The 13,104-nt window shown below is 63.8% G+C and carries 13 protein-coding genes and 1 pseudogene; 6 read left to right on the forward strand and 8 right to left on the reverse strand.

Going from position 1 to position 13,104, the window contains the following annotated elements:
• Positions 1 to 9: 9 nt before the first annotated feature.
• The 5 genes from KQ940_RS10380 to cobS are packed head-to-tail and all read left to right on the forward strand — an operon-like array spanning position 10 to position 4,367.
• Entirely contained in the window at positions 10 to 1,473 is a 1,464-nt protein-coding gene (locus KQ940_RS10380) for a cobyric acid synthase (protein WP_246589970.1), read from the forward strand.
• A complete protein-coding gene (cobU, locus tag KQ940_RS10385) occupies positions 1,470 to 1,985 on the forward strand; it encodes a bifunctional adenosylcobinamide kinase/adenosylcobinamide-phosphate guanylyltransferase (RefSeq protein WP_217413503.1) in 516 nt (171 codons plus the stop codon). Before KQ940_RS10380 ends, cobU begins: the two co-directional genes overlap by 4 nt.
• A gap of 5 nt (positions 1,986 to 1,990) precedes the next feature.
• Positions 1,991 to 3,070, forward strand: coding sequence for a nicotinate-nucleotide--dimethylbenzimidazole phosphoribosyltransferase (gene cobT, locus KQ940_RS10390; RefSeq protein ID WP_343222647.1), 1,080 nt, complete (start codon positions 1,991 to 1,993; stop codon positions 3,068 to 3,070).
• Positions 3,067 to 3,618 (forward strand): histidine phosphatase family protein, encoded by a 552-nt coding sequence (locus KQ940_RS10395; RefSeq protein ID WP_217413504.1) that lies wholly within the window; start codon positions 3,067 to 3,069, stop codon positions 3,616 to 3,618. The genes cobT and KQ940_RS10395 overlap by 4 nt, the downstream gene beginning before the upstream one ends.
• The gene (gene cobS / locus KQ940_RS10400) at positions 3,615 to 4,367 is read left to right on the forward strand and encodes an adenosylcobinamide-GDP ribazoletransferase (RefSeq protein ID WP_246589955.1); all 753 of its coding nucleotides are present in this window, start codon (positions 3,615 to 3,617) and stop codon (positions 4,365 to 4,367) included. Before KQ940_RS10395 ends, cobS begins: the two co-directional genes overlap by 4 nt.
• Before the next feature lie 20 nt (positions 4,368 to 4,387).
• Here the strand turns inward: cobS and KQ940_RS10405 are convergent, their stop codons facing one another.
• The 5 genes and pseudogenes from KQ940_RS10405 to KQ940_RS10430 form a co-directional block, all read right to left on the reverse strand.
• On the reverse strand, positions 4,388 to 5,254 hold the full coding sequence (locus KQ940_RS10405; RefSeq protein WP_217413505.1) for an NAD-dependent protein deacetylase: 867 nt from the start codon (positions 5,252 to 5,254) through the stop codon (positions 4,388 to 4,390).
• A gap of 132 nt (positions 5,255 to 5,386) precedes the next feature.
• Positions 5,387 to 6,352, reverse strand: a complete 966-nt coding sequence (locus tag KQ940_RS10410; RefSeq protein WP_217413506.1) for a ribonuclease Z — start codon at positions 6,350 to 6,352, stop codon at positions 5,387 to 5,389.
• Between the two features lie 99 nt (positions 6,353 to 6,451).
• Positions 6,452 to 7,021 (reverse strand): cytochrome b/b6 domain-containing protein, encoded by a 570-nt coding sequence (locus KQ940_RS10415; protein ID WP_217413507.1) that lies wholly within the window; start codon positions 7,019 to 7,021, stop codon positions 6,452 to 6,454.
• A gap of 12 nt (positions 7,022 to 7,033) precedes the next feature.
• On the reverse strand, positions 7,034 to 7,300 hold the full coding sequence (locus KQ940_RS10420; protein ID WP_217413508.1) for a PepSY domain-containing protein: 267 nt from the start codon (positions 7,298 to 7,300) through the stop codon (positions 7,034 to 7,036).
• A gap of 318 nt (positions 7,301 to 7,618) precedes the next feature.
• A pseudogene (locus KQ940_RS10430) lies at positions 7,619 to 8,457 on the reverse strand (ISAs1 family transposase); the annotation flags it as partial.
• Between the two features lie 617 nt (positions 8,458 to 9,074).
• On the opposite strand from KQ940_RS10430, the gene KQ940_RS10435 reads away from it, so the two are divergent.
• The gene (locus KQ940_RS10435; RefSeq protein WP_217413511.1) at positions 9,075 to 9,899 is read left to right on the forward strand and encodes a reverse transcriptase domain-containing protein; all 825 of its coding nucleotides are present in this window, start codon (positions 9,075 to 9,077) and stop codon (positions 9,897 to 9,899) included.
• A 189-nt stretch (positions 9,900 to 10,088) separates the two neighbouring features.
• Here KQ940_RS10435 and KQ940_RS10440 read toward each other — a convergent pair whose 3' ends face one another.
• From KQ940_RS10440 to KQ940_RS10450, 3 genes are read right to left on the reverse strand one after another with little or no spacing between them, the layout of a single operon-like run.
• Positions 10,089 to 11,369: an alanine racemase gene (locus tag KQ940_RS10440; RefSeq protein WP_217413558.1), complete on the reverse strand. Its 1,281-nt coding sequence runs from the start codon at positions 11,367 to 11,369 to the stop codon at positions 10,089 to 10,091.
• 1 nt (position 11,370) lies between these two features.
• Positions 11,371 to 12,783 carry a D-arabinono-1,4-lactone oxidase gene (locus KQ940_RS10445; RefSeq protein WP_217413559.1) on the reverse strand — a complete coding sequence of 471 codons (1,413 nt, stop codon included), beginning with the start codon at positions 12,781 to 12,783 and terminating at the stop codon, positions 11,371 to 11,373.
• Positions 12,780 to 13,100, reverse strand: a complete 321-nt coding sequence (locus KQ940_RS10450) for a c-type cytochrome (protein ID WP_217413513.1) — start codon at positions 13,098 to 13,100, stop codon at positions 12,780 to 12,782. The genes KQ940_RS10445 and KQ940_RS10450 overlap by 4 nt, the downstream gene beginning before the upstream one ends.
• Positions 13,101 to 13,104: the final 4 nt, after the last annotated feature.

The raw sequence follows: 13,104 nt of genomic DNA on the forward strand, positions 1-13,104 counted from the left end.
CATACCTTGATGGTCCAGGGGACCACATCCGACGCCGGCAAGAGCACTCTGGTGGCCGGGCTGTGCCGAGTGCTCAGGCGCCGCGGCATTGCCGTGGCGCCGTTCAAACCGCAGAACATGGCGCTGAACAGCGCCGTGACCGCCGAGGGGGGCGAGATCGGTCGCGCCCAGGCGGTGCAGGCCCAGGCCTGTGGACTGGCGCCCCATGTGGATATGAACCCGGTGCTGCTCAAGCCCTGTTCCGATACCGGTGCCCAGGTGATCATCCACGGCCGGGCTGTGGATAACATGGAGGCGGCCAGCTACCACGATTACAAGGCGGTGGCCTGGCAGGCGGTGGCCGACTCCCATCAGCGGCTGACGACGCAGTACTGCGCCGTGCTGGTGGAGGGCGCGGGCTCGCCGGCGGAGATCAACCTGCGTGACCGCGATATCGCCAATATGGGCTTCGCCGAGCGGGTGGACTGCCCGGTGATCCTGATCGCCGATATCGACCGCGGCGGCGTATTCGCCCATCTGGTCGGCACGCTGGAGCTGCTCAGTCCGAGCGAACAGGCGCGGATCAAGGGCTTCGTGATCAACCGCTTTCGCGGCGACATCGAATTGCTGAAACCCGGCCTGGACTGGCTGGAGCAGCGTACCGGCAAGCCGGTGCTGGGCGTGCTGCCCTACCTGCACGGCCTGCACCTGGAGGCGGAGGATGCCGTGGCCACGGCCGAAAGCGTGGAGAAAAGCGCCGATGCCCTGAACATCGTCGTGCCGGTGCTGCCCCATATCAGTAACCACACCGATTTCGACCCGCTGCGCCTGCATCCCCAGGTGCGCATCAATTTTGTCGGCCCGGACCAAGCCAAGCCGCCAGCTGATCTGCTGATCCTGCCCGGTTCCAAATCGGTGCGCAGCGACCTTGACTGGCTGCGCGAACAGGGCTGGGAGGGCTACCTGAAGCGCCATCTGCGTTACGGCGGCCGGGTACTGGGGATCTGCGGCGGTTACCAGATGCTCGGTGAGTGGGTGGACGATCCGTTGGGTATCGAAGGGCCGATCGGCAGCAGTCCCGGGCTGGACCTGCTGCCGCTGAGTAGCGAACTGAAACCTGAGAAGATCTTGCGTAACAGCAGTGGCCAGCTGTTCCTCGGTGGTCGTCAGGTGCCGATTCGCGGCTATGAGATTCACTGCGGTGTCAGCCAGACGGCTTCCGATGCGCCGTCGTTGCTGGCACTGGAGCAGGGACTCGACGGCACCCTGTCCGAGGATGGACAGGTGGCGGGCTGCTACCTGCATGGGTTGTTCGAGCAGCCCGAGGCCTGTGCCGCCTTCCTGCACTGGGCGGGACTGGATCAGGCGCCGGGCATCGACTATGTCGCTATCCGCGAGGCGGGTATCGAGCGGCTGGCCGATACGCTGGAGCAGCATCTGGATCTCGACGCTGTACTGGCGCTGTTGGGGCTGGATGAGGGAGGTGGACGATGATCCGTTTCATTACCGGCGGCGCCCGTTCCGGTAAAAGTCGCCGTGCCGAGCAGCTGGCCGAAGACTCCGGGCTGGAGGTGGTCTACATTGCCACCGCCGAGGCGCGGGATGCCGAGATGCGAGCACGGCTGGCCAGCCATCGCGCGCGCCGCCCGGCGCACTGGCACACCATCGAGGAGCCGCGGGCGTTGGTGCGGGCGATCCGCGAACAGCAGGGGCCGGGGCGCTGTCTGCTGGTCGACTGCCTGACCCTGTGGATAACCAATCAGTTGCTTGCCGGTGCCGATATCCGTGCCGAACGCGACGCGCTGGTCGCTGAGCTGGCGCGTGCCCGGGGCGAGATCATCCTGGTGTCCAACGAAACCGGTATGGGCGTGGTGCCGCTGGGCGAGTTGAGCCGGCGCTTCGTTGACGAGTCGGGCTGGCTGCACCAGGCGGTGGCGGCACAGGCCGACCAGGTGGTGTTGATGGTGGCGGGTTTGCCACTGGTGGTGAAAGGGGACAGGGTTTGAGTTACGTGGAGGGCTATGACCAGGCATTTCTGGGCTGGCTGGCATCACCGGCGGCAGAGCTGCACCGGCAGGCCGCAATCGAGGCAGAACGGCGGCAGAGCCAGCTGACTAAGCCGCTGGGTGCACTGGGAGATCTGGAGCGGCTGGCGATCCGGCTGGCCGGGATGCAGGGCAGGGCCTGCCCGCAAGCGGAGCGGGTGGCGATCGCAGTGTTTGCCGCCGATCATGGTGTGGCGGCCGAGGGAGTGTCGGCTTATCCACAGGCGGTAACGGCACAGATGATCGCCAACTTCGCTACGGGTGGTGCCGCGATCAGCGTTGCCGCCCGGGCGCTCGATGCCCGGTTACGGGTCTACAACCTGGGCACGGTGATCGAACTGGCACCCATGCCGGGTGTGGAGAGCTGCGTGATCGCGCCGCAGAGCGGCAATCTGGCCTGTGAGGCCGCGATGAGCAAAGAGCAGTTGGTACAAGCGATGGGGGTGGGGCGGCTGGCGGTGGAGCGCGCCGTTGACGAGGGCGATACGGTCGATCTGTTTATCGGCGGCGAGATGGGCATCGGCAACACCACCGCCGCTACCGCGCTGGCGGCCGCCCTGCTCGAGCAGCCCGCGGCGGCGTTGGCGGGCCCCGGCACCGGGCTCGACAGCAGCGGCATCCTGCACAAGGTCGCGGTGATCGAGCGCGCACTGGCACTGCACCAGCCCCGGGCCGAACAGCCGCTAGAGCTGCTGCGCTGTCTCGGCGGATTCGAGATTGCGGCGCTGTGTGGCGCCTATCTACGTTGTGGGCAGCAAGGCGTGCCGGTGCTGGTCGACGGCTTTATCTGCACCGTGGCGGCGCTGATCGCCTGCCAGTTGCAACCGGGCCTGAGCGACTGGTTGATCTTCTCCCACTGCTCCGCCGAGCCCGGTTATGCCCTGCTGCTGGACAACCTGCCCTCCTGGCCGCTGCTGGATCTGGGGCTGCGCCTGGGCGAGGGTAGCGGCGCCGCGGTGGCCGTGCCCCTGATCCGCATGGCGTGCACGCTGCATGCGCAGATGGCCACCTTCGACGAGGCGGCGGTATCGGGAGCGGTGGAGTGAGCCTGCATATCGAGCTGCTGCGCCATGGCGAAACCAGTCGTGGCCGCTGCTACCTGGGGCGCACCGACGCAGCGCTGACAGAACGCGGCCGACAGCAGATGTGGCAGGGGCTGGTGCAACGCTCACCCGAGGATTATGACGCGATTATCAGCTCGCCGCTGATACGTTGCCTGGCGTTCGCCCGCGACTGGGCCGGGTCAGATCGCCTGACCGTGGAGCCACGTCTGGCGGAGTATGACTTCGGCGATTGGGACGGGCTCACCGGCGAGCTGCTCTATGCCCGCGATCCGCAGGCGCTGGAGCGGTTCTGGCAGGATCCCTGGCGCCACCCGCCGCCCGGTGCGGAGAGCATGGACGGTTTCTTCGACCGCCTGAAGAGCGTGCTGGACGATCTTCGGCATCGCCACAGCGGGCGTGTGCTGCTGATCTGTCACGGCGGCGTGATTTGCGTGATGCGCTGCCTGATCCTGCGTCTGCCGCGTGAGCAGCTGTTCGAGCAGATGCCCGAGCACGGCTCTCTGCACAGTTTCGGGCTGATCGAGCATTGAACGCCCCGCGCCACCACCTGCGGGCATTCAAGTCCGCCCTGCAGTTCCTGACCCTGCTTCCGGTGCATCTGCCGGACCTGCCGGATCGACGTCAGCAGGCGCTGTCGCTGCTGTATTACCCGGCGGTGGGGTTGTTGATCGGTGTCCTGCTCTGCCTCGGCGAGATGTTGAGCGGCGGATTGCCGCTGGAGCTGCGGGCCACGTTGCTGCTGCTGCTCTGGTGCGGCCTGACCGGCGGTCTGCATCTGGATGGCCTGGCCGACAGTGCCGATGGCTGGATGGGCGGGCTGGGCGATCGCGAGCGCACGCTGGCGATCATGAAAGACCCCCATATCGGCGCCAGCGGTGTACTGGTGTTGTTGCTGCAGCTGCTGTTGAAGTGGAGCCTGCTGCTGGCGTTGCTGCCGCAGGCCGACTGGCTCGCGCTGCTGCTGGCGCCGGTGGTCGCACGCACGGCCGCGTTGCTGCTGCTGGTGCAAACCCCCTATGCCCGCCCCGGCGGTATCGCCAGTGATATGCTGGCCGAGAAGCCGGTAACGGCTGTGTCTCTGCTGGCCGCCGCTGTCGGGCTGGGGCTGATACTCATACAGCCGCTCTGGCTGGCGCTGCCGGCGCTGGTCTATCTATTGGTTCGCCGGGCGACGCTGCAGCGTTTGGGCGGCTGTACAGGGGATGTTGCCGGGGCGCTGATCGAACTCAGCGAGAGCGCCCTGCTCTTAGCTGCAGTACTGGCAACAGTTTTGGCATAGATAGTGGCAACGGTATAGCCCTATTTGGCGACCGAATCCCTTGCGATTTCAGCGGGCTGAACGGTGGTGGGCTTAAGCGCCTGGATCAACTGCTCCAGTGTCGGTCCGATCGGCGCGTCCAGTTTCAGATCGAGCAGCTCGTCGGCGCGGGTACGACCCAGGGTCAGTGCCGCCATCGGTTTGCCCCACTCCTGGGCCCGTTTGCAGAAGCGAAAGCCGGAGTAGACCATCAGCGAAGAGCCGATCACCAGCAGGGCGTCGGCCTGTTGCAGGGCATCGAGCGCCTGTTGCACGCGGGTCTTCGGCACGTTGTCGCCAAAGAACACCACATCGGGTTTCAGAATGCCGCTGCAGCGGGGGCAGTGCGGCACCTCGAAACGGCTGAAATCCACCTCCAGGTCGGCATCGCCATCGGGTGCCGTTTCGGCGCTGAAGTGGATGAACGCCGGGTTCAGCGCCGCCGAGCGACCGTGCACCTCGTCACGACTGCAGCGGTAATCGCAGCTCATGCAGATCACCTGGTCGGCGCGTCCGTGCAGGTCGATCACCGCCTGAGAGCCGGCGCGCTGGTGCAAGCCGTCTACGTTCTGGGTGACCAACAGTTCCACATGACCCAATTGCTCGAGCAGGGCCAGTGCCTTGTGGGCCAGGTTGGGCCGTGCGCGCTGCATCACCGGCCAGCCGATCAGACTGCGCCCCCAATAACGCTGACGGGTGCTCTGGCTGTGCATGAAGTCGGCGTGCTGCATCGGTTGCTTGCGCTTCCACTCGCCGTTGCGGTCACGGTAATCCGGGATGCCCGAATCGGTGCTGATACCGGCGCCGGTCAGCACCAGCAGGCGCGGATGTTGGTGCAGAAACTGGAGCAGAGAGGGACTCAATGGCATCGGTGCAGGTTTCCCTTGGCAGATCGAAAGTGGATCGATAACAGGCGCTTGACACTGTTTGTTACGGTACCAGACGCTGGTTGGATCTTTGCTTGCACGGGTCGACAGCACCCTCGTCACGGACTGACCTCTTTATAAGGGTAGCAGCATACCATCCCGGCTGATCAGCCAGCTGGCCAGGTCTTCGGCCAGCTGCAACTGGCCGCTGTAATGGCGTCTGGCCTCGGCGCGGATCTCGGCGACCAGCCGATCCCCCTGACGCCGGGGTTTGCTCAGGTAGCGGGGGCTGAAATGGGTCAGGATCAGGTTCGGTATCCGCTGCTGCTCGGCAAAACGCGCCACCCGCTCGGCACTGCTGTGCTGCGGCTCGGGCCCGACCTGCAACAGGATATCCTCGGTGTATGTCGCTTCATGCACCAGCAGGTCCGCCCCCTCGCACAGCCCGGCGAGGAGCTCGGGACGGTCGTTGTCGCCGGCGATAACCGCCACCCGCGGCCTGCGCGAGAGCTGGGTGTAGTCGGCACTGCTCAGCCAGCGACCATCCGCCAGCTGCAGATCTTCGCCCCGTTGCAGGTGGGCGTACCCGGGGCCCGGCGCGATGCCCTCCGCCTGCAGACGCTCAACGTTCAACTGCAGTGGAACCTGAGTCTCGCGCAGGCGGTAACCCCAGCACTCGGTACGATGGCTCAATGGCGCGGCGCTGATCTGGAAGCCGCCGGCGCTAACATCCAGCTTTTCATTCACCGGCAGAAACTGCAGCGGGTAGTCGATACGCATCTCGGTGAACTGCATCACCGCCTGCAGATACTCCCAGACCGCCTGCGGACCGACCAGGGTCAGTGGCGCGGTGCGGCCGTTGAGCTGGCAGGAGGCGAGCAGCCCTGGCAGGCCGTAGCAGTGGTCGCCGTGGATATGGGTGATCAGTATCGCCTCCAGCCGCAGCGGCGACAGCGGTGTGCGCAGCAGCTGGTGTTGGGTCGCCTCGCCGCAGTCGACCAGCACCCAGGGTTTGCCGCGCTCGGGCTGGACGGCGGTGGCGCTGAGGTTGCGATAACGGGTCGGAGCACCGGATGAGGTGCCGAGAAAGGTGATCTTCACTGCATGCCCCGTGCAATTTGCCTGAGCTGTCAGTGTAAAACAGCCCGGCGCCGTTGTATCGGGGTCGGGCCTTGGTTGTGCTGCTCTGGCGGCTGCCAGTCAGTCGATATCCTGGGGCAGCGGTGCACGCTTGCGTCCGGTCAGCATCGCTTTGACCAGGCTTTCGCGGTGGCGCAGGCTGGCCAGCACCACGCCGGCGAGATGCAGTCCGACCAGCAGCAGGACCAGGTTGCCGATCAGCTCATGCAGCTCCTCGACCCACTCCACGCCCCAGAAGCGGTCGGTGGTGCCGAGCCAGCCGCTGAAGGTGAGGGTGCTCAGGCCGATCAGCAGCGCGATCACCATCATGCCTCCGGCCGGGTTATGGCCGATGTGGCGTGCCTCACGGGCGTGGCGGATATCGTGCAGATAGCCGACCACGGTGCGTGGATGGCGCACGAATTGGGCGAAGCGCGCATAACGCGAGCCGACCAGTCCCCAGAACAGACGGAACAGCACCAGACCCACCACAACGTAGCCGCAGGTCTCATGCAGATCCTGCCACTCATCGGCACTGATCCAGGCGATGGCAAAGCTCAGCACCAAGGACCAGTGGAAGACGCGTACCAGCGGGTCCCAGACTTTGACCGTTGCCGCTTGTGGGGTGGTTGGCGCAGTGGTGGATTTCATCCCGGACTCCCGTTAATCCTGCATCTTGACGATTTCGAAGCTCTTCGGATCGAAGTAGGCCTCGACCCGCTCGCCCTTTTCGTTCTTCGCGTAGACCTCGTAGCAGCCCTCGTCGACCTTGACCTTGCGGATCTCCCAGCCCTTGGCCTGCAGTGACTGCTCCAGCGCCTCCTGGGGCTGCCACTCGGCCTTGGGCACGTCGCAGAGCTCCTCTTCGGCATAAGCGGTGGCGGAGAGGGCGGCGGTTGAGATCAGCAGAGCGGAGATGAGTTTGTTCATGGTAGCGACTCCGTTGTTCGCGGTTTCAGGATGGAGCCAATTTAGGCGGGGCAGCTTAAATAAAACTTAAGAGGTGCAAGGAAATTGACCCCGAGACGGCAGGGCAATCGCACTACCTGATCACGATGGGTGCCGGTCCGGGCCGGTGGTACCGCTTCCGTGTGACACGCTTTTCGTCATCCATGACCGCTCGACTGCCGCCCTCCCTGGCGGCAGACGGCCTCCCGGAAGCGGTACCACCACCCCTCTACAGCACGGCGCCAATCGACCGGTGTGCTCTTCCCGACAATGGCGAACCCCGGTGACAGGCGAGAGTCATCACTGTTCATGCGCGGGGAGCTGCAGCACCGAGGCCCGGAAGGCGTCGTCATAGGCAGCACGCAGTCGCTTGTTCTTGACCCCGAGTTTGGAGCCCTTGGACTGGCGTAGCAGGTTCAGCGCAAAGCGTCGGACGATGGCCAGGTTTTCCGCCGCATGCCCCACTCTTGCCCGTGATTGATCCTCGTTGAAGGCCACGTCGAGCACCCAATGCAGGCTATTCTCGACCCGCCAGGGTCTCCATGAACAGGCGAACGTCATCATGCAACATGCTCTGGTTCCCCGTGAGGGCCAATACATAATCGCCCCCGCCTTCGGTGATCTGCCGCGCCACGGTTTTTTGGCAGCCGATGGCATCGATTGAGACGGTGACACCCCTCAGATCGAACAACGACAGGATGTTCGGGATCGCCGTTATCTCGTTCGATTTTGCGTCCACCGCGCGCTGAGCCACGAGCAGATTGGCCTCGCAGGACCAGGCGTGGAGCAGGTTCAGCGCACGACCGGGTGAACCGCGATGGGAGCGGCGCACGCTCTTGCCGTCCAGTGCCAACTGAGCCGGCGCGTCGCCGCCGATGCGTGCATGGGCGGCCCAGTCGAAAAAGGCCGCCTCGAACGCCTCCGGGTCGATCAGGGAAAATACGCGGCCAAAGGTATCGTGGGAGGAAATACCGTTGGGCAGCGGCAAGAATTGTCGCAGCCAGTCCTTCTTGACGCGGCCAAATTCTGCCACCGCTTCCCGGTCATCCATGCCGGCGAGTTCCCATACTGGAGAGTACCGCACAGAGGGCGATGCAAAGGATATCCGATAGCGAGTGAAGCTTATTGGGCGCGGCCCGACCACATCGGCCCAACGCCTGGAATAGTGCGATTGCCCGTGCGCCAGGCTAAGCCTGGGTAAGGAGGAAGTAAGAAACAGACGGAAACCTTACGTTCATCCCCTGCGGGTGGAAATCCCGTCCGATAAAGCTGGCCTGCAGTCGGAACCGAGTGTTGCGTGGTGCTGGGGTAACCCAGGCTGCGAAGCGTACACGGGGAGTCAGCGGGCTGCGTGATTGAGCTCCGAAAGGCACTTGTCGTGAGGGCCGATGCCGTGGGTAAGGCCGAAGGCAGCGACGAAACGCCGTAACTGGCCTGGCGCGTAGGTCTCACCGGAGTCATAGAGCGGGGCACGCTGGCATAGGGGGATGCCAGGAACCTGGGAGGCCCTGTCGCCTCCGACAGAGATCGTGATGGGCGCTCACGTAAAACCGTCCAGGCCTGCCATGGGATGTCGCCTGCGGCAGGAGCGAAGCAACGGCACTCGGTCGGTACCGTCAAGCGAAGGAAACGATGCGCGACGGGAAGGGGGGCAGGGAGTCGGAGCAGACAATAGTAGTGATGAAGGCGGGGAACTGATCCGATGGACCCGCCGGAGCGAAGGGGCTGCCGGAATACGGAACTGTTGGAGGGAAAGATGGCGGAAACATTGGGTTCCACACGCGTCTCAACGAAACAACAACAGATAGCGGAATTGGCCAGGAGCGTGCCGGAGAAGGCACTCAATGCGTTGGCTCACCATATGGATCTTGACTGGATGATGGAAGCGTACCGCCGCACCCGCAAGGACGGTGTCGTGTCCCCGCTGCTGGCCAATATCTACCTTCACGAAGTGCTGGACGTATGGTTCGATCAGGAAGTCATGCCCCGGCTTCAGGGGCAAGCCTTTCTGGTCCGCTACGCGGACGACTTTGTGATGGGGTTCAGCAATGAAAGGGACGCACGTCGTGTCTTGTCGGTTCTGCCGAAGCGACTCGACAAGTACGGACTGACGGTCCATCCGGACAAGACGAGACTGGTGAACTTCCGGCCACCGCGGGTGCAGTCTAACCCGGGCGAAGAGTTCGGCAGCTTCGGATTTCTGGGCTTCACCCACCACTGGGCGAGGTCAAGAAAGGGGTGCTGGGTGGTCAAGCAGAAAACGGCCAAGGATCGTTTTACCAAAGCGCTGGGACGGATCAAGGAGTGGTGCCGAAAGAATCGACATCAGGCGGTACGCGAGCAGTGGAAAACGCTGAGGCAGAAACTGGAAGGACACTACGGATACTACGGGATAGCCGGGAATGCGGCGAGTCTTGGACGTTTCCGTACCGAGGTGGTGCGGTTGTGGCACAAGTGGCTCAGCCGTCGCTCACAGAAGGCCTGGCTCGACTGGTCTACCTTCCAGCGTTTGCTGAAGCGCTACCCGCTGCCCCCGCCGCGCCTGATTCGCCGGTTCCGCCGTTCGGTAGTGAAACCGTAATTCCGAGGAGCCGGATGCGTCAATCGCGCACGTCCGGATCTCTGGAGGGCAGGGGAACGTAAGTTCCCCAGTCCCCCGACTGTATACCGGTAGGGAGCGGATAGTAAGAAGAATCTGTAGATCCTGTATGAGCGAACCCTTGATTTTGCGCAGTCGTTTTTTCTAACGCCTTGATTTTGTGGGCGGCGCTTAGGTCCCGCGCCCAATCTCAGGCGGGAGCACTGACCAGCGCCGCTCTATATGATCGCCACGGATACCAAGCAGTTCGCCGAACTGCAGCAGCACCGCTTCGGACTGCGTTGGGCGCAGGAAGAGACAGTCGTCCACCGCCAGCTTGACGCCTTTGGCTGCGTAGTAGCCCTCCTGATTTGAGCTTCTGTAAATATCCGCTCGGCGCACCCCCAAGGGCGATTCGGGTTGCGCCAGCCAGTTCCCGCCATAGATAAACAGCGTATCGGCGCAGTTCGCATCCCATAGTTCCATCGGGCCTGCCAACCACTCCAGGGTGGGCACTCCGGTGCTCGGGTGGCGCTTGAGTACCGGCGAGGCGATATAGGCACAGGGCTCGAAGTCGGCCAGGAGCGGCAGATCGTAATGGCTGGGTTTCAGCAGTGCGGAGCCGACCGAAATATCGTTGAGCGGTGAGTCCTGTTCGTAGTTGCGAAAGGTTGGGCTGCCGGCGCCGTTGAAGGTCAGCGGTCCCTGGGCCAGTTGCGGGAATTGACTCTTCAGTAGTTCGATGCAGTCGGCATAGCGTGCCTTCACACGCCCTATCTCGACATGCGCCAGAAGCGAAGGGAGTGCCGATACATGGGCGTCGTAGCCCATGAAGCCGGAGAAGGTCAGGTGATCGGGGTTGTCGGCGATGGTCGTCAACACCGGGCGCAGCGCTTGTGGATCGGCGAAGCCCCCGCGGTGCAGTCCGACATCGATCTCCAGATTGATGCGTAGCTTAAGACCGCGTACCTGCGCCAGGTGCAGGTATTGGTTCAGCCGCTCGGGGGTGTCGACCAGCCACTGGAGCTGCCGGGCCGGGTCGAACTCCCCCGCCGGCCTATCGTAGAAGCGGGCAACGGCGGCGACCGGAAGGGGTTTACCGAGCAGAATGTCGTCCCGTGGGCGCAGACGTGTGATTGCTTCGAGAAAGGGGCGGTGGAACACCATGCTGGAGGCGGTTCCCGAGCGTGTCGCGATATAGTCCACCAGACCGGGGGCGGGTACCGATTTGACCACGACGCGGTAGTTGCTCGGCGTGCCCGTGCTCACCGACTGCATGACCCGATCGATATTGCGGTCGAGCCGATCCATATCGATCAGCAGCACCGGCCGGTCGATACCCTGTGCACGCAGCACCGAATTTAGCCGGGCAAAGTAGGGCGAATACCCACCCGCGTGGGTGCGCGGTTGAGCGATCACCAGCGCAGCGGCGGCCGCACCGCTGCCGATCAGAAAGCGTCGTCGGTTGATCATCTCAGGCCACACCGAACAGATGCTTGAGATAGGGGTTCAGCATCTTGCCCTGGGGGTCGATGCTCTCCCTGACGGCATGAAACTCCTTCCAGTGACGGGGATAGAGTGCTGCCAGACGCTCGGTATCCAGGGTGTGCAGCTTGGCCCAATGGGGGCGGCCCTCATATTTCCAGAAGATCGGCTCGATCTGCTCGAAATAGGACCTGTGGTCCAGGTCGCCGAACTGGTGTACGGCGATGGCGACGCTCGGCCGTCCCTCGAACATGGATAGCCAGATATCGTCCGCGGCCACCGTGCGGTATTCCAGCGGGAAGCAGGTGGGAATTCCGCGCTCGCGTATCGTATGCAGAATCTCCCGTAGGCAGGCCGGACCGGCTTCAGCCGGCACGATGTACTCCATCTCGCGAAAACGCACCAGACGTGGGTGGGCAAATATCCGATAGGAGGGGCCTGTGCGCGTGGTGGTCGCCTCGTCGGCCAGTGTGCGCTTCAGCAGCCAGTCGTAGACCCGCCCGGCGCCGGGTAGCCAACTGATGTTGTCGAATAGGCTGCGCAGTTTATTAAGTGCTTCCGGGTCGTCTTCGCCCTGGCTGATGTCGCCCGGCTTGGCCAGATCGGTGGATACCGTTGCAGCCAGGTCGGAGTTGGGCAGCGGCAGAAACTCGAAATGCCGGTGCACTTCCACGCGCCGCTCCAGGTCGTCGAGCACGTCTTCGGTGTATTCGACCCGGTTGGTTTCCGTCAGGTTGAAACTCTTGACGTTCTGCAGTCGCACGCGCGTGACGATGCCCAGCGCGCCGAGCGAGACGCGTGCGGCCTGAAACAGTTCGGGGTTCTCGGTGGCCGAGCAGCGGAGCAGGTCGCCGCCGGGAGTAGCGAGGGTGAGCGCGCTGATCTGTGTCGACATGGATCCGAAACCGGCGCCTGTGGCGTGGGCCGAGTTGGCGAGGGCGCCGGCCAGGGAAAAGCGATCCACGTCGGGCATGTTGGGCAATGCCTGGCCCACCTTGGCCAACAGCGGACCCAGGTCGTGCAGACGTGTCCCGGCCCACAACTCGGCCTGAAGGCTCTGGCTGTCGTAATCGATCAATCCGCTGAGCAGGTCGGTTGCGATCAGCGTGTCATCGGTTGGTACCAGCGGGGTGAATGAATGGCTCGCGCCGACCGCCCGCACGGTGCCACGGCTTTGTTTCATCGCCTCGACAACCGCGGCCTCTGCATCGGGCGCCACGCGTTGTGCGGGATTGCAGTACTGATTCCCGGCCCAGTTGATCCAGGGGAGGGGTTTGTCGGGGTCGTGGACGACGGCGACGCCCGGTACGGCTGGATCAGGGGGAGATCCGCAGCCGGGCAGTAAGCCTGCGGCCATAACGGCGGCGCTACCCTGCAAAAAACGACGACGACCGTTTCTCATTGTTGTCCCTCCTTCAGGCCTGCGACCAGACGCACCAGCACACGAATATCGGCTTCGTCACAGGCGGAGCAGTAACCTGAGGGCGGCATGCCGCCCAACCCCTGCATTACGCTTTTCACCAGGGCGTCCTCGCCACGCCGATTGCGCTCTACCCAATCCTTCGCTCTGCCCATGGTCGGTATGAAGCGGTTGCCGCCCACATGACACTGGGCGCAGTTGACGCTGAACAGTTTGATCTGACGTGTGCTAGGATCCGCTTGCACATGGCCGATATAGAGCATCGCGCAGGCGATCAGCAATAGATTGAGCCGTTTCATGTTT

The sequence above is a fragment of the Marinobacterium ramblicola genome (genome assembly GCF_019084545.1).
GTDB lineage: Bacteria > Pseudomonadota > Gammaproteobacteria > Pseudomonadales > Balneatricaceae > Marinobacterium_D > Marinobacterium_D ramblicola.

What these genes read in the sequence shown, in the direction of transcription:
- KQ940_RS10380 (WP_246589970.1), top strand. Translation starts at nt 10, where the DNA reads ATGGTCCAGGGGACCACATCCGACGCCGGCAAGAGCACTCTGGTGGCC.
- cobU (WP_217413503.1), top strand. Translation starts at nt 1,470, where the DNA reads ATGATCCGTTTCATTACCGGCGGCGCCCGTTCCGGTAAAAGTCGCCGT.
- KQ940_RS10405 (WP_217413505.1), bottom strand. Translation starts at nt 5,254, where the DNA reads ATGCCATTGAGTCCCTCTCTGCTCCAGTTTCTGCACCAACATCCGCGC.
- KQ940_RS10415 (WP_217413507.1), bottom strand. Translation starts at nt 7,021, where the DNA reads ATGAAATCCACCACTGCGCCAACCACCCCACAAGCGGCAACGGTCAAA.
- KQ940_RS10420 (WP_217413508.1), bottom strand. Translation starts at nt 7,300, where the DNA reads ATGAACAAACTCATCTCCGCTCTGCTGATCTCAACCGCCGCCCTCTCC.
- KQ940_RS10435 (WP_217413511.1), top strand. Translation starts at nt 9,075, where the DNA reads ATGGCGGAAACATTGGGTTCCACACGCGTCTCAACGAAACAACAACAG.
- KQ940_RS10440 (WP_217413558.1), bottom strand. Translation starts at nt 11,369, where the DNA reads ATGATCAACCGACGACGCTTTCTGATCGGCAGCGGTGCGGCCGCCGCT.
- KQ940_RS10445 (WP_217413559.1), bottom strand. Translation starts at nt 12,783, where the DNA reads ATGAGAAACGGTCGTCGTCGTTTTTTGCAGGGTAGCGCCGCCGTTATG.
- KQ940_RS10450 (WP_217413513.1), bottom strand. Translation starts at nt 13,100, where the DNA reads ATGAAACGGCTCAATCTATTGCTGATCGCCTGCGCGATGCTCTATATC.